The organism is Neobacillus citreus, from assembly GCF_018343545.2.
Classification (GTDB): domain Bacteria; phylum Bacillota; class Bacilli; order Bacillales; family Cytobacillaceae; genus Neobacillus; species Neobacillus citreus.
The window spans coordinates 1-15,446 of sequence record NZ_JAGYPE020000092.1; the positions used below are offsets into that span (position 1 = coordinate 1).

18 protein-coding genes are annotated in these 15,446 nt (G+C 42.2%); 8 read left to right on the forward strand and 10 right to left on the reverse strand.

Features of this window, described 5'->3' with window-relative positions; translation table 11 throughout:
• Window positions 1-160: 160 nt before the first annotated feature.
• Window positions 161-391 (reverse strand): hypothetical protein, encoded by a 231-nt coding sequence (locus KHB02_RS27770; RefSeq protein ID WP_213148243.1) that lies wholly within the window; start codon window positions 389-391, stop codon window positions 161-163.
• Between the two features lie 136 nt (window positions 392-527).
• Here KHB02_RS27770 and pdaB point away from each other — a divergent pair, with 136 nt between their 5' ends.
• A complete protein-coding gene (gene pdaB / locus KHB02_RS27775; RefSeq protein ID WP_213148298.1) occupies window positions 528-1,280 on the forward strand; it encodes a polysaccharide deacetylase family sporulation protein PdaB in 753 nt (250 codons plus the stop codon).
• Window positions 1,281-1,301: 21 nt separating this feature from the next.
• On the opposite strand, the gene KHB02_RS27780 is transcribed toward pdaB, so the two are convergent.
• Window positions 1,302-1,991, reverse strand: coding sequence for a KinB-signaling pathway activation protein (locus tag KHB02_RS27780; RefSeq protein WP_213148244.1), 690 nt, complete (start codon window positions 1,989-1,991; stop codon window positions 1,302-1,304).
• A 144-nt stretch (window positions 1,992-2,135) separates the two neighbouring features.
• On the opposite strand from KHB02_RS27780, the gene gerD reads away from it, so the two are divergent.
• Window positions 2,136-2,735 carry a spore germination lipoprotein GerD gene (gerD, locus tag KHB02_RS27785; RefSeq protein WP_213148245.1) on the forward strand — a complete coding sequence of 200 codons (600 nt, stop codon included), beginning with the start codon at window positions 2,136-2,138 and terminating at the stop codon, window positions 2,733-2,735.
• Between the two features lie 104 nt (window positions 2,736-2,839).
• On the opposite strand, the gene KHB02_RS27790 is transcribed toward gerD, so the two are convergent.
• The 3 genes from KHB02_RS27790 to KHB02_RS27800 all read right to left on the reverse strand — a co-directional run bounded on the left by KHB02_RS27790 (window position 2,840) and on the right by KHB02_RS27800 (window position 5,290).
• Complete coding sequence (locus KHB02_RS27790; RefSeq protein ID WP_213148246.1) at window positions 2,840-3,892, reverse strand: Mrp/NBP35 family ATP-binding protein; 1,053 nt, start codon at window positions 3,890-3,892, stop codon at window positions 2,840-2,842.
• 146 nt (window positions 3,893-4,038) lie between these two features.
• On the reverse strand, window positions 4,039-4,770 hold the full coding sequence (gene cwlD / locus KHB02_RS27795; protein WP_213148247.1) for an N-acetylmuramoyl-L-alanine amidase CwlD: 732 nt from the start codon (window positions 4,768-4,770) through the stop codon (window positions 4,039-4,041).
• A gap of 76 nt (window positions 4,771-4,846) precedes the next feature.
• On the reverse strand, window positions 4,847-5,290 hold the full coding sequence (locus KHB02_RS27800) for a YbaK family protein (protein ID WP_213148248.1): 444 nt from the start codon (window positions 5,288-5,290) through the stop codon (window positions 4,847-4,849).
• 256 nt (window positions 5,291-5,546) lie between these two features.
• Here KHB02_RS27800 and KHB02_RS27805 point away from each other — a divergent pair, with 256 nt between their 5' ends.
• The 6 genes from KHB02_RS27805 (at window position 5,547) to KHB02_RS27830 (ending at window position 10,771) form a co-directional block, all read left to right on the forward strand.
• A complete protein-coding gene (locus KHB02_RS27805; protein WP_241114145.1) occupies window positions 5,547-5,831 on the forward strand; it encodes a hypothetical protein in 285 nt (94 codons plus the stop codon).
• Window positions 5,832-5,964: 133 nt separating this feature from the next.
• The gene (locus KHB02_RS27810) at window positions 5,965-7,041 is read left to right on the forward strand and encodes a CotH kinase family protein (protein WP_241114146.1); all 1,077 of its coding nucleotides are present in this window, start codon (window positions 5,965-5,967) and stop codon (window positions 7,039-7,041) included.
• Window positions 7,042-7,197: 156 nt separating this feature from the next.
• Window positions 7,198-7,914, forward strand: coding sequence for an SDR family NAD(P)-dependent oxidoreductase (locus tag KHB02_RS27815; RefSeq protein ID WP_213148249.1), 717 nt, complete (start codon window positions 7,198-7,200; stop codon window positions 7,912-7,914).
• The gene (locus tag KHB02_RS27820) at window positions 7,915-8,943 is read left to right on the forward strand and encodes an S-adenosylmethionine:tRNA ribosyltransferase-isomerase (protein WP_213148250.1); all 1,029 of its coding nucleotides are present in this window, start codon (window positions 7,915-7,917) and stop codon (window positions 8,941-8,943) included. It begins immediately after the preceding gene.
• A gap of 54 nt (window positions 8,944-8,997) precedes the next feature.
• A complete protein-coding gene (locus tag KHB02_RS27825) occupies window positions 8,998-10,116 on the forward strand; it encodes a GAF domain-containing sensor histidine kinase (RefSeq protein ID WP_213148251.1) in 1,119 nt (372 codons plus the stop codon).
• Window positions 10,117-10,129: 13 nt separating this feature from the next.
• The gene (locus tag KHB02_RS27830) at window positions 10,130-10,771 is read left to right on the forward strand and encodes a response regulator (protein WP_241114147.1); all 642 of its coding nucleotides are present in this window, start codon (window positions 10,130-10,132) and stop codon (window positions 10,769-10,771) included.
• A 118-nt stretch (window positions 10,772-10,889) separates the two neighbouring features.
• Here KHB02_RS27830 and KHB02_RS27835 read toward each other — a convergent pair whose 3' ends face one another.
• The 5 genes from KHB02_RS27835 to KHB02_RS27855 form a co-directional block, all read right to left on the reverse strand.
• A complete protein-coding gene (locus tag KHB02_RS27835) occupies window positions 10,890-12,995 on the reverse strand; it encodes a glycoside hydrolase family 3 protein (RefSeq protein ID WP_213148252.1) in 2,106 nt (701 codons plus the stop codon).
• Between the two features lie 185 nt (window positions 12,996-13,180).
• Window positions 13,181-13,573, reverse strand: a complete 393-nt coding sequence (rpsI, locus tag KHB02_RS27840) for a 30S ribosomal protein S9 (RefSeq protein WP_127484434.1) — start codon at window positions 13,571-13,573, stop codon at window positions 13,181-13,183.
• Window positions 13,574-13,592: 19 nt separating this feature from the next.
• Window positions 13,593-14,030, reverse strand: a complete 438-nt coding sequence (gene rplM, locus KHB02_RS27845) for a 50S ribosomal protein L13 (protein ID WP_213148253.1) — start codon at window positions 14,028-14,030, stop codon at window positions 13,593-13,595.
• 251 nt (window positions 14,031-14,281) lie between these two features.
• Window positions 14,282-15,019 carry a tRNA pseudouridine(38-40) synthase TruA gene (gene truA, locus KHB02_RS27850; RefSeq protein ID WP_213148254.1) on the reverse strand — a complete coding sequence of 246 codons (738 nt, stop codon included), beginning with the start codon at window positions 15,017-15,019 and terminating at the stop codon, window positions 14,282-14,284.
• Window positions 15,020-15,032: 13 nt separating this feature from the next.
• Window positions 15,033-15,446: energy-coupling factor transporter transmembrane component T family protein (locus KHB02_RS27855; protein WP_241114148.1), on the reverse strand; the 414-nt coding region annotated here is incomplete at its 5' end.

Here is a 15,446-nt window from a genome sequence, read left to right on the forward strand (position 1 = left end):
AACCATCTTACTCCGTCACTAAAGAGCGACTTTATTAATATATCATCTGCTCGTTTAAAAGTCAACAACTTTTTTCAAGTTGTTTTTGTGTCAGCAGCGACGTTTATTAATATAACAAGATAATAATCGAATGTCAACAGTCTTTTCAAAAAAACATAGTTTATCCCTTTTTTTGTTCTTTCTTACCTCTGCGCATGTATTTAAAACACTCATTTGGTGAAGCAACTCTTCTAAATAAATCAAAAAGGATTTTGTATCTTTCCTCCATTGCTCTTTTCACAATATGATCAATACGTTCATCCCTTAAGTCAAAAAGAATTTCATCCATTTCTCTCTTTATTAAGTATTCTATTTCTTTTACTTCCTTCTCGTTGATTAAAAGCCCGTACATAGACAACCTCCAATAAATGGTATGTTATAGTAGTCTTTTCCATTTTGTTTACTTTTATAATAAAAATCTTTCATCATATTTTTAAAAATTACCTCATATGCTTGAGACAAGGATGGCAGTGGACGAGGTGGAAGCGATGAATTTCTTTTTTATTGTTAATGGTAAAGCGTTAAAAAGTGTTGTGTTAATTATGGTTGCCGCTTTCTTTACAGCTTGGTTTCTCTATATGGAGAACCTGACGCAAATCCCTGTATTTTCAACCAAGGATGGCCCAAAGGCCGTTTTCCGAGGTGAAAAGGATGTGGCCCTGACATTTAATATTGGCTGGGGCGACGTTAAAGCAGAGCCTATTTTGGATACGTTGAAAAAGGAAAATGTGAAGTCTGCCACATTCTTTTTATCCGGTTCCTGGGCGGAACGACACCCGGATCTTGTCAGCCGGATTGTCAAGGACGGCTATGAAATCGGCCTGCTTGGTTATAATTATGTAGACTATCGGGACGAAGAGGATGGAAAAATCAGCAAAGACATTTTAAAGGCCCAGGAGGTTTTTAAAAAGTTAAATGTAAAGGGGATTAAACTTCTAAGGGCTCCAACAGGACATTTTGATAAACGCACATTATCGATTGCGAAGCGTTACGGCTATACAGTCGTACATTGGCGTTTGGATTCAAAGGACTGGCAAAATCCAGGTGTTGCGAAGATTGTAGAAAATGTGAAGAATGCAGAAAAAGGTGATATTATTCTTCTGCATGCCTCCGATTCTGCCAAACAAACAGCAGAGGCTTTACCGCTAATCCTGCAGGATCTTAGGAATAAAGGCCTAAAATTCGTAGCCGTATCGGAAATGATTGCAAACGGAGAAGTCCAATCTAAAGAAATAAAATAACCAAAAAAACCGTCCGAAAAATTAAACGGACGGTTTTTTTGTTAATTTTTTACCTGCTTTATTTTTTCCACGATTATTGGTTGATTGGCTTATGCGTTGCTCACGTTCCTTTACTGACTTGGCATTTAATTTATGAAGAACCAGCAGCTGGTAGGCGTTGCAGGCAAGTAACGCTGCCACCATTAAATAGACCCAGCTTTTTTCATTTTCCTGAAGAGCTGGCATCCACTCCACCAGAGTAACAACAACCATAAAGAAAAGAGCAGGAACAAACGCCTCCCGGTTGGTTTGTTTCATTTTATACCAGGCAGCAATCAATCCGACAGCTAATACAAAGACCGCCAACCCTACATAAGGAAGCAGCGAATCTCCCTCTTTTGCAAAATTGACATAGCGAAAATAAACTAAATCAAACAGGGCAAACAGAAGCAGAATGACCTGAACCCCATTCCAAAGGGTGACGGATTTAAATATACCTAATCCGAAGCGATGGACCGTTAAATAGGCAAAAAAGCCCATTTGGCTGATCAAGCTGAATAGAAAGCCCATGAAAAGCAGCCATACCGCTGTGGAAACGATGTCGATTATTTGAAAATTAATAAAATATGACTCAAATTCATTCCAGCGAACAATAAAACCCACAACAGCCGTCGTGATTCCGCCGACTAATAATGTGGTCATAAACAGTCTTACCCAGTTACGGCTTGTCACACTATAAACCCCCATAAAAAAATAATACATTCTGATTGTACCAAGCAAAATTTGAAAAATCCATAAAATGCGTGAACCGCGTATAATCTTTCGACATTTTCTTCATTATAAAATTAAGGATTCTTATGTGAAAGGAGCTTCAAAATGAGAGCAAAATTTACTGTGCTCCTCCTGCCTGTTTTTGTTTTTTTAACTAGCTGTTCCGGTAACAACGATCTTAGCGCCGGGTTGCAGCCTGATTATGATCAGACCAAAAAAATGGTCGTGGATATTTTAAAGACGGATGATGGAAAGAAAGCAATCCAAGATGTCATGTCCGATGACAAAATGAAGGAAAAACTGGTGATGGACCAAAATGTCGTGGCTCAGACGATTGAACAAACATTAACCTCTGATAAAGCAACAGAGTTTTGGAAAAAAACCTTCAGCGACGCGAAATTTGCTCAAGGCGTTGCCAAGAACATGCGGGCAGAAAATGAAAAATTACTTAAGGATTTAATGAATGACCCTGAATATAGAGCCATGATGATCGAAGTGTTCAAGGAACCAGAAATTCAAAAGCAAATGGCCGATGCCCTGAAAACCAAGGAGTATCGTGAACAGCTTCAAAATGTAATAACTGAGACTATTGACAGCCCGCTTTATAAAGCAAAAATTCAGGAATTGCTCTTAAAAGCCGCTGAGCAGGCAAATACCAAAGAAACCTCAAAAGATAACAAAAGCGGCGGTGAGCAAGGTTCATAATTCCACTGTCCAAAATAAAAACCTCCTCCAAACGGAAGAGGTTTTCTTTTGGCTGCAGTTCTTTTTTACTACTCAAACCCCAGCAAAACTGCAGATCTGAAAAATTATTTTCCAAGCCGGTCCGCGACTTTTCCGGCAATTTCCAAATAAATTTTTCCTAACTGATGGTCTTCCTGATAGATGGACGGCGCAAAGTCTTCATCGTTCCAGTCAGGCTGGTTAAGTGGCAGACGTCCAAGCACTTCCGTATTTAGCTCGTCGGCCAACTTATCTCCGCCGCCGCGACCAAACACATATTCCTTTTCACCTGTCAGCTTGCTTTCAAAATAGGCCATGTTCTCAATAACCCCGAGCACTTCATGATCGGTTTTCATCGCCATCGCACCTGCGCGGGCAGCTACAAAGGCTGCGGTTGGATGCGGGGTGGTAACGATAATTTCTTTACATGCCGGCAGCATGCTATGAACATCTAAGGCAACGTCGCCTGTTCCTGGCGGTAAGTCCAGAAGTAAATAATCAATGTCGCCCCACTCTACCTCGTTGAAAAAGCTGTTCAGCATTTTTCCGAGCATTGGGCCGCGCCAGATAATTGGTGAATTATCCTCCACGAAAAATCCCATTGAAATTACTTGAACACCAAAACGCTCAACAGGAATAATCTTTTCGCCTCGGACAACCGGCCGATTCGTAATTCCCATCATATCCGGTACGCTGAAACCGTAAATGTCGGCATCGATAAGCCCGACCTTTTTACCTAAGCGAGCCAGAGCAACAGCGAGGTTAACAGATACCGTCGATTTTCCTACTCCGCCTTTTCCGCTGGCAATTGCGATAAAGGTAGTGGACTGGGAATTAAGGAGATTCTTTTCCTTTTCTGGTTCAGCCTGACGATGGGCAGCAAGCACTTCATCAGGAAGCTGGTTGAAGCGGATTCCTACTGTTGCGGCACCTGCTTCCTTCAACAGGTTTACAATTTGGGTTTGTAGCTGCAGCTGCTCACTTGTTCCTGTTCTAGCTATCGCTACCTTGACACTGACATGGCTTTTTTCTTCTTTAATTTTTATCTCTTCTATAGCATTTAATTCTGCTAAAGTTTTATGTAAAAATGGCTCTTTGAGGCTGCCAACAACCTCACGGATTCTTGCTTCAGTTAACATTGAAAAACACCTCACCAATTGAATTCGTTTCCATCTAACAGTATATCATAACTATGGCAATATACAGTTAATTGAATCACACATTAAAACCACCGCCATAGGAATAACCCCAGATAAAAAGAGAAGGTGTTCATTCCCGCCTTCCCTTAATCTGTTTCTTTTAATTCCTTTTCATTCGTGAAATATCTTATGATCCCTTTATATATAGAGGCTGCTACCTTCTCTTGATAATCCTCCCGTTTTAATCTTGCCTTTTCAGCAGGGTTGGAGAGGAAACCAACCTCGACCAGAACACCCGGTTTTTTTGAATGTTTTAAAATGTAAACGCCGCCTATTGGCTTGGCTTTTCGATTAGTATTTTCTAAGTTTTCCCTGAGCTCCTCTTGAATAAATTTGGCCGCCCTGGCGTTTTCCTTAAAATGAGGGGCGTAAAAGGTCTGGGCGCCGCTCCATCTTGACGAAGGTATGGCATTTAAGTGAATGCTTACAAAGAAGTCATTATCCTCTTCATTAATCATCTTTAATCTGTTTTTCAGATCCTCCACTTTTCTCCTGCTGTAGCCCCTAGTATTAGCATCTGCCAAATCGGTATCGGTTTCTCTTGTCATCACAACAAGTGCACCCTGCTGCTGCAGATAATCTCTGACCTTTAAAGTGATGTTAAGAGCAATATCTTTTTCAAGCGTCTCGCCCGTACCGGCCCCGCCATCCGGGCCGCCATGGCCCGCATCCAGCAGAATAATTTTTCCGGAAAGCGGAAGACTCCATTCCTTCCAGGAATCATCCTCGGCAAAATCATACTGTAAAATTAAAAATAGTGCTAATAAGCCAACTGAAAAAAAAATGATTTTTATTCTTTTTGTTACCAACCAAATCATTCCTTCCCGCTCGTCCCTTGTTCAATAATTTATATGGGACAAGGCGGGACTTTAGAACAGGAATGAAGGCATTGAATTAATGAAGCCGAAGCTTATGGCGTCTTTGCCCTTTTTCATAGCCCTCTCTCCACCAGACATGGACATATTGTTCACAGTGATAATAGAGCGATTCACTCATGACGCCCTCTTCGCCATTTCCCCAATAAAGGAGGAAATTAAATAACGTATCAATTAAATGCCTTTCTTCATTAAAGCAACGCATTCTTACCTGTTCCATACTTTCCCCATGGTAGCCAAATTTGCTAAATTTAGCTCCTAATAGAAAAGCTTCAAGTGCAACATCATAACAGGCCTCTTCCACCCCAGAATTCATAATCAGGCTTGAGGCAAACTTGGTCGATCCAAAATATTGCCGCACTCTCTCTTTTAATGTATTAATGGATAGGTCCCGAAGCACGGACCGTTCGTATTTAATCTGCTTTTCGCGTCTTTTTTCTTTAAAGGTTGTAATGACAGTCACTTCTTTTCACCTCTTAGGACTATTCTTCATCCTTCCTTACGAAGAAATGCAAAAGTCCCAACCGTTTTCATTTCCAATTTTTATCCCAACTGGACAAATGGGCAAAACCTCTTCTTCCAAAATGCTATTCGCCCTTTTTAATGAAAAAAGTTCCTGTGGACAAAATTATACGTTTATACTAGTTCAATTGCCGTCTCTATAGTACCCCTTTATTTATAAAATATAGTACAAGCCATCGAAAGGAGGTGATTCTTAGATGTCCCACAGCCCAAGTGGTTCTAACAGCAGCCCAAGCAATACTGCTGGCCCAACTTTCCCTGCTGATTGTGCTAACGAGGTAGCCGTTCTTGATGTGAATCCTGGAAACGGACGTGTTCAAGACGTTGACTTTGCCCCTGATAATATCGTTTTACAAGGTTGTACAATCACTACAACTGGAGCAAATGCAACTCCTTTGGCAGATGCCGTAAGATGCTTATCCCAAAATGGCTTCCGCTTTTTAGGAAGCGTTGGCAACAGAGCGATCTTCATTAGATGCTAATCTAATGAAAACGATGGAAAACCAAGGGACTTTGCCCCTTGGTTTTCCTTGGTATTTTTCGGCGAATTATTTGACGCAGTTAAAACTCTTTTTCCAATGAAGTCAAAATACAGTAGAAAGGAGTAACTTACTAATGGACCAAAAACGGGAATTACCAGTGTACATGTTATCCTTTCATCGTTGGGATCTTCAGGAACTCTCTTTTCCGCTAAGACCCTATGATGATCCAGTTCCCGGAAATTTATATATTGAAGATATGAAATTTTCAATTGCCACCCAATTCAGAGGAAACTATACAAAAAAACTCCCAAAAAGATCCTATTTCGTTCAATTGCAGCGTCCACAACTCCTTAATGGGGCACGCGAGTTGCATCTCAACGCTGAATACAAGGACCCCTCCTCAATTCGTAATAAGCTTTCCCTCGATTTGTTCCAGGTCTTTGGGGTTCTTTCACCCCGTTCCCAGCATGTTCGTTTGTACCTAAATGGCCATTATGAGGGCGTCTACTTGCATTTGGAATCTGTCGATGATTTATTTTTTAAAAAAAGAGGCCTTCAAGTCGACTCCATTTATTATGCGGTCAAGCCTGATGCCGACTTTTCACTCTACCGCTATAAATCCGAAGAATTGAAAGAGTCGCTCCTGCTCGGATACCAACGTAAATTTGGAACGACTGCTGATGACTGCAAATTAACTGATTTTATCAATATAATTAATAACACTCCCCATGACAAATTTGAGGAAGAAATTTCGAAGCATCTCGATGTCGAAAAGTATCTCCGCTGGCTGGCTGTCGCCGTCTGTACCCAAAACTATGATGGTTTTAAAAAAAACTATGCCTTATACCGAAATCCAGAAACTCAATTATTTGAAATCCTCCCCTGGGACTATGATGGGACATTTGGCCGGGATTGGGATGCCGAGATCATTAAACCTGATTCCCTATCCATCAATGGTAAAAATCATTTAACAAAGAAACTGTTGGAATGCCCTGCTTTTCGTAAGCAGTACCGGGCTCTGATGGAAGAACTACTTGATACATTATTTACTCCTGACTATTTTGAACCAATTATCACTTCATTAACCGAATCTATCCGTCCATATCTTCTCTTCACAAATGAAGAACAGAGGGAAATTTTCGATGGGGAAAAAGATTTTATGCTCTCGTTTATTAAAGATAGGAATCGATACTTAAGAAATTTAACATGAAACAGCTCCCCCCAATGCGGGGGTTTTATTATGTCTTACAGTTCCCCCTTTCGGATTTCAGCCAAAAGTCGTAGAAAAGTTCAAGCTTTTTTCTGACGGAAGATTTTCTAGAAATAGTTATGCTTAACTCATCAAGAATAAAGGGGAGAAACCGTTATGGAAAATCAAGTGGTGATGATTACTGGAGCATCAAAGGGATTGGGGAGAGCATTAGCTTTGGCTTTTGCCGCAAAAGGGGCAAAACTTGCAATCTGTGCAAGGTCAGCAGAAGCTCTATTCAAAGTAAAGGAGGAAGCTCAAAGGTTTGGAGCTGAGGTGTTGGCTGTTACTGCGGATATCTCAAAACCCCGCGATGTGGAACGGTTTGTTGCCATGGCCGAGAAAGCCTTTGGCCATATTGATGTTTTGATTAATAATGCCTCCATGTTGGGGCCAAGTCCAATGCCATTATTGCTTGATTACCCTGAAGAAGATTTTGCGGAGGTACTTCAGGGTAATGTGATGTCTACTTTTTCAGTAACAAGAAGAGCCATTCCTGGAATGCTCCAGCGAAATATCGGATCGATTATCAATGTGACCTCTGAAGCGGGCCACGTCGGCTACGCCGGATGGGGAGCATACGGAATTTCTAAATTTGCGGTTGAAGGCCTGACACAAACATGGGCAGATGAGTTAAGCGAAACAAATATCCGGGTCAACATGGTAGATCCAGGAGAAATGGATACCGACATGCATCGGTTGGCCGTTCCAGATTGCGATTACCCGCTTGCAAAACCGGAGGATATCGTGGACATATTTTTATACCTTGCTTCCGATAAGTCAGCAGGTGTTACCGGCAAACGGTTTGAAGCACAGTCAGAGGAGGGATTGTAAATGCCGGCAAAATCGTTGGATTTCTATCTTCCCAATGAATTAAATGCCTCCCATCCTCCTGAAAAACGCGGCTTAAGAAGAGATCATGTCCGGATGATGGTTCTTGACCGCAATACTGGCGGAATCAGGCATGACCATTTCTTCCGCTTGTCAGATTACCTCGAGTCCGGTGACCTCGTCATTTTAAATAACAGCCGGACGATACCGGCAATATTACATGCTGAATGGTTGCGAAATGGAGGGCAAATCGCACCAAGGGTGGAAATCCGCTTGGCGAGACGCCGAAATGAAGACACATGGGAAGCTCTCGTTGTTGCCAATCCCGTAAAAATTGGCGATGCACTTCAATTTTCACCTGAATTAACTGGAATGGTGATAGCTGAACAAGTACACTCACCGTTAAAAGTCATTCAGTTTTCAAAGAAAGGAACAGACTTATTTAATATCATCTATGCTCTTGGAGAGCCGGTCCGCTACGAATATATTGAGTATCCTTGGGAACTGGACTACTACCAAACAGTGTTTGCGAGTCATCCAGGCTCAGTGGAGATGCCCTCGGCAGGAAGAGCATTCAGCTGGGAACTAATTTTTCAACTAAAACGGAAAAGAATCCAACTCGATTTTATTCAGTTGCATACGGGATTAAGCTATCTCCTTGACGACCAGTGGCACCAGACACCAGAAGAAAACGAGGAAGAATATCACATTTCTGAACAAACAATGGAGAGAATTCATCAGACAAAAGCTTCCGGCAAAAGGGTGATCGCGGTGGGAACAACGGTTGTCCGTGCTCTCGAGACTGCCGCCCGATACGATGTCCTTTCGGGTGTGACAAATCTCTATATTGACCAACACTTTCCTTTAAAAATTGCCGATGGTATCATAACTGGCTTTCATGAGCCAAAAGCAAGCCACCTTGACATGCTTTCGGCCTTTATTTCGGAACAGCATTTGCTTCAAGCATATGAGCAAGCCGTTTCCTGCGGTTATTTATGGCATGAGTTTGGCGATATGAATTTAATTATCTAATCACTGGCAATAAGCTATAATGGCAGTAGGAAATATCAGTGGGGTGAGAATTCGATGTCTGCTGCGGCTGGGTACGAAGAAATCAGCATTTTAAAGGAAATCGCTGAGCTTTTAAACGAAGGAACAGATATAAGGAATATATTGTCCGGGGTATTGAAAAAACTCCTCCATGTAACGGGCTTGCAAACTGGCTGGATATTCTTAATGGACGAAAATGGTATGCATCAGCTCGCAGCTGATGCAGCCCTCCCGCCTGCTTTAGCCCAGGACGGAAAGCGGCGGATGTGCCAGGGCAAGTGCTGGTGTGTAAACAAGTACAATAACGGGCAGCTGAATAAAGCTACGAATATTATGGAATGTAAACGAATTGAAGATGCCATCGAGGAAAAGGCTGGAGAAACTTGCGGATTGACCCATCATGCGACTGTCCCACTGCGTGCAGGACAAGAACGGTTCGGCATCTTAAATGTAGGCTCGCCATATAAAACCCATTTCGAAAAAGATGAACTTGCCCTGCTTGAAGCAGTTGCCTATCAAATTGGAACGGCCTTAAAACGAATTAAATTAACCCAGAGGGAACAAGAAACGGCGCTTGTTGCTGAGAGGAATCGGCTGGCGAGGGATCTTCACGATTCTGTGAACCAGCTGTTATTTTCCCTCAGTCTTACCGCAAGGGCCGGCGTCGAAATGGCCCAAACAGATGAAGTCAAGCAAACGTTCGGCTACATTCAAGATTTGGCCCAGGAAGCACTCGGTGAAATGCGGGCATTGATTTGGCAGCTGAGACCGCATGGACTGGAAAATGGGATTGTCAGCGCCTTGAGAAGCTATGCTGAAATGCTTGGGTTGTCAATTCAAACAAAGGTTGCGGGTGCGGCCAACATTCCCGGTAAGGTCGAAGAAGCATTGTGGCGAATTGGTCAGGAGGCACTGGCCAATTGTAAAAAGCATTCCCAGACAACGGCTGTTCAATTATTTTTCCAAATGTCCAGCGATAAAGTTCTTTTGGTCATAAAGGATGCCGGCTGCGGCTTCCATTATGATGAAAGCCTAGAAATCCCCTCATTGGGGTTAAAAAGTATGAAAACACGGGCAGAAGCGTTAAATGGGACCTTTCATTTAAAAAGCAAAACGGAAAGCGGGACGGAAATCAAAATTGAAATTCCGTTGTAGGGGGGAGAATTCAGTGAGTATACGGATACTAATAGCAGACGACCATCATGTTGTTAGACGGGGATTAGCCTTTTTCCTGCGGACGCAAAACGACCTTGATGTGATTGGGGAAGCTGCAAACGGAGAAGAAGCGGTTGAACTGGCTAAATCATTGAAGCCGGATCTTATTTTAATGGATTTGGTGATGCCGGAAATGGACGGAATCCAGGCAACTACTATCATTAAAAAGGAACAGCCAGAAATCAAAATTATGATGCTGACCAGCTTTTCCGACCAGGACCATGTGATTCCCGCTTTGGAAGCAGGTGCATCAGGGTTCCAATTAAAGGACATTCAGCCAGATGAATTGGTAACGTCCATTAAAAGAATCATGAGCGGAGAAAACCAGCTTCATCCAAAAGCGACTTCGCATTTATTGGCTAATTTGTCCTCTAAAAATAAACCTGAACGGAATTTAATCGAGGAATTAACAAAAAGAGAGCTTGATGTGTTAAAAGAAATTGCCAAAGGAAAAAGCAATAAAGAAATTGCCGGTGCTCTTTTTATTACTGAAAAGACAGTCAAAACACATGTTTCAAACCTGCTTGCAAAGCTCGAACTCGCCGACCGGACACAGGCTGCTTTATATGCGGTCAGGAATCGCTTAGTAGACTAAAGACGAATGTGGATTGATCACATTCGTTTTATTATGCAAAAAAGGCTCCAGACAATTAAACTGAGAGCCTTTTTAGACGTTTCGAACTGAGGCTTTTTTAGCCTGCTACTGAACGTTATTAATATGTTAGTCCATGACCAAGTTTATAGACGTTACCATCGCGATCTTCATAGGCATATTTAAGCCCTTCAGGCATATATTTGTCCTTGTCAAAGCCTGGCACATCGTTTCTTGATACACAGTCTCCATTTTCATCCACCGCAATAACTTCCTCACTCGCTGGCAATGTCAATGGCAATACGCCAATTGGTTTGAAATTACCTGCCATTACCTCAAACTGTGCATTATAGTACGTATCGTATCCAGCAATCAGGGCATCTGCAAGCGGTTCAACATTTCCAAGGATCCACGGCAAAATGAAATTAACACTTATAATGACCTTGCCTCCGCGAACATGAACACTATCGGAAACTTCCTTTAGATGAGCCATGTTACTTAAAGTCGTTTCTTCGTAATCAGTTCCATCCATTGCTTTTTCCGGTTTATTCTCACAAATTTCCAGCTCTAACAACCCTGGTGTAGCGTTAAAATAGGCACCGGATTTTGGATGTAAAAATAAAATCGCAGTTTCCGCTTCTTCATAGTTATCAGTCAAGCTAAACAAGCCAAGCTCCTGGCATTCCTTCCTAGCCTTTTCCGTATAAGAAGCTGCGCGTTCGGGTTCCTTATGGAAAACTTCCACATAAACTTTCTTCACACCAGTTAAAGGCAATGTCTGATTTGAATTTTTCAAAATAGTTACTGATTTTTTATGAGCTTCATATGCTGCGTCCCAATTTGCTTGATTACTTATCACTGCAGCGGCATTTTCCGGTGACACGTATGTACGATCATCGAATAATCCTAACGCAAACATTTCGGTAAGTAGCCTTATGTTTGCTTCATCAATACGGTTTTCACTAATCCATCCATTTTGGATTGCTAATTTCAGATTTTCAACATCATTTGTATCGGAAACCAGATCCGTTCCCGCATTGACGGCTTTTGCAAAACGTTCTGCCTCAGTCTTATCTTCAACGCCCCAGCTCATTTTATTGGTGACGCCGCTATCGCTGTTGATATAACCTTTGAATCCAAGTAGTCCTCTAAGGATGTGTTGTAAAAAATACTGATTAAAGGTAAAGCCAACCTCTTCGAATGGGATATCTTCACCTTGGAATTTTTGAACTGCACTTTTTTTGATGCTAGGAATCGAGTAATATGGCATGAAGGATGAGCTGCCATGTTCTACTGCTGCTTGGAACGGCGGCAGGTGATACTTTTCTAAGCTTCCTGGAGTTGGGTATAGATTCCATTTCCCCTCTTCATAATGTGGATCAAATCCATTTTCCCTTGCTCCGCCTCCAGGAAAATGCTTAGTTGTCATTGCAATACTATGACTGCCTAATTCTTCACCTTGGAATCCGTCAATGACACGACCGATGACATCAGAAATAAATTCTGGGTCTTCACCAAAAGTGCCATATATCCGCTGCCATCTAGGGTCTGTGACGGTATCAGCCATATACATATAACCCTTCCTTATCCCAACAGCATCCCATTCAGTACGGGCTATTTCGGCAAATTGGCTGATTAACGAGGCATCACCGCCATTTTTCAACTCTCCTTTAGCGGCTGCTGCAAGCCCTAAAGTCCCCGGCCATGTGGAAAAAATCCCAGCAGCATCATTCATACCAAAGATAAATTCAGTATTTTCATTTCTTGAATTAGATGCTATTAAGCAAGGAATACCAAGACGTGTTCCCTCGCATACTTCATTCATGGTATTGACCCATTCTGCCATTTGAGCTGGACTCCAATTGTCCCGTAGGATGAAGTGGCGCAAATGCATATTTTCAATTGTATGAGTTGTACCGTATACCTTGGCCAAGGCAAAAATCGTTTCGCCCTTTTCCACAATCCCCTCATCTAGCACACCATCATGACTTGTCTTGCTTTTATCCTTTTGTGTAAGGCCCATCTGACGGGTATTGATTAACATCATCCCGACCTTTTCATCGAGATTCATCAATGAAACAAGATTCTCGGCACGTTCTTTCGGGCTCAAACGCCAATCCTTATAAGGCTCTAATTTCCCACTATTATTCAAATCCTTAAATTTTAATCCATCAACTTCAATCAGTTTCTTTACCCTAACTTCCAACTTCGGCTGCTTATGCTCCAATTTGTTTACCTCCTAAACTAATTCACTCTAATTATATACTAATTTTAAGCACGGGGACGCTTCTTATGCTCCCCAATTTTGAAATTTAGATGAAGGAGTAGGAAAAGAATTTTAAAACATTAATACTGAATACAAAAAAGACCCCCAACCAATAGAGTTGAGAGTCTTTGAACGTTTGCAAAAGATTAACGCTTTGAGAACTGAGGCGCACGACGAGCACCTTTAAGACCGTATTTCTTACGCTCTTTCATACGTGCATCACGAGTTAATAGACCAGCGCGCTTTAATGTTGGACGGTATTCTGGGTCAGCTTGAAGTAATGCGCGAGCAATACCGTGGCGGATTGCGCCAGCTTGACCAGTGTAGCCGCCGCCGCTTACGTTTACAAGAACATCGTAGCTGCCAACAGTTTCAGTAGCTACTAATGGTTGTCTTACAACAACACGTAAAGCTTCGAATGGGATATAAGTGTCGATGTCACGATCGTTAATAACAATTTTACCTGTGCCTGGAACTAAGCGTACACGAGCAACTGAGCTCTTACGACGGCCAGTACCGATATATTGAACTTGTGCCAAGTTAATTCCCTCCTCTTAATTAACCGCGAAGTTCGTAAACTTCAGGTTGTTGTGCTTGGTGTTTATGTTCTGCACCAGCATAAACGTGTAATTTTTTGAACATTTGACGGCCAAGAGAATTCTTTGGAAGCATGCCTTTTACAGCTTGCTCAAGCATTTTCTCAGCATAGTTCGTACGCATTTCAAGAGCAGTTCTCTGCTTTAAACCGCCTGGGTGATTTGTGTGACGGTAGTAGATTTTGTCGTTTATTTTGTTACCAGTTAATTCAATCTTAGATGCATTAAGAATGATGACATGATCACCAGTGTCAACATGTGGTGTATAAGTTGGCTTATGTTTACCACGTAGGATAGATGCTACTTCAGAAGCAAGACGTCCAAGAGTTTTGCCCTCAGCATCAACTACGTACCATTTGCGCTCGATATTGTTGGCATTTGCCATAAACGTTGTACGCATGAGTTTCCCTCCTATTAAATCGTAAAAATAATATTTTCGCACCTTCATTGGCTATTTCCGTTCAATTCTGTTCCGGGAATGAACAGCACGCCACTTTGTGCAGTCATTTTCAAAAGCTATATTTTCAATCACGATGAAGACTTTCCGGGGCTTTATCGTGGGATTAAAAACACACACATATAATATAATAAATACTTAAGGTAAAATTGTCAAGAAGATGTTACACCTGGATGGGTTGTTTTTAAAAAGTGTTAATAAAACACTTCCCAAAGGTATAACCCACGTGCTGGAGCGGTTTTTCCAGCAGCAGACCGGTCCTTCTTTTCCAAAATGGAAGGAATTTCTTCAGGTGACAGGTCACCAGATCCAACCGCCAACAAAGTCCCCACAAGAATCCGCACCATGTTGTATAAAAAACCAGTGCCGACAAAGCGGATAGTCAAAAGATCGCCATCCAATAAAAAGTCGATCTCCTTAATTGTCCTAACCTTGTCCTGAACCTCCGTCTTAGCGGCGCAAAAGCTGGTAAAGTCATGGGTTCCAAGCAGATACCTGCTTGCCTCCCGCATTGCCTCCAAGTTCAAAGCATAGGGATAGCGGTACACATAATTCCGCTGAAACGGGTCCCTAAAACCAGATAATTGCAATTGATAACGGTATTCCTTTCCTGCAGCATCAAAACGTGCATGAAACGCATTATCAGCCTTTTCAACAAATAAAACGGCCAAATCCTCTGGAAGCAAAGAATTAAGGGCAACTACCCAGCGATCTTCGGGAATTGCCAGCGGTGAATCAAAATGAATCACCTGCCCCTTGGCATGGACCCCCGCATCCGTACGGCCGGAAGCAGTTACTTTCACAGGGATGCCTTTATGAATTTTCTCCAGGGCTGCTTCAAGCTCTGCCTGCACCGTCCGCCCTTTTGGCTGGACCTGATAACCAAGAAACCCGGTGCCGTCATATGAAATAATTGCTTTATACCTCTGCATCAGCCTATCTCCATTATGAACGTAATAGGACCAACAAAATCGTTAATACTGCAAGAAGAACGATTTGTACGGTATCTGCCGTAGCCCAGCTTAACTGGCGGTATTTCGTCCGGCCTTCTCCGCCGCGGTAACCCCTTGCTTCCATGGCGACCGCCAGCTCCTCGGCACGCTTAAAGGAACTGACAAACAGCGGAATGAGAAGCGGAATAACAGCCTTGATCCGCTCTTTTAGAGGACCGCTCGCAAATTCCACACCGCGGGCAATTTGTGCTTTCATAATTTTGTCGGTTTCCTGCATAAGAGTTGGAATAAACCGTAATGAAATCGACATCATTAGTGCCATTTCATGAACAGGAAAGCGGACTTTTTTTAAAGGATTTAATAATGTTTCTAATCCATCCGTTATCTCAATCGGAGTCGTTGTTAA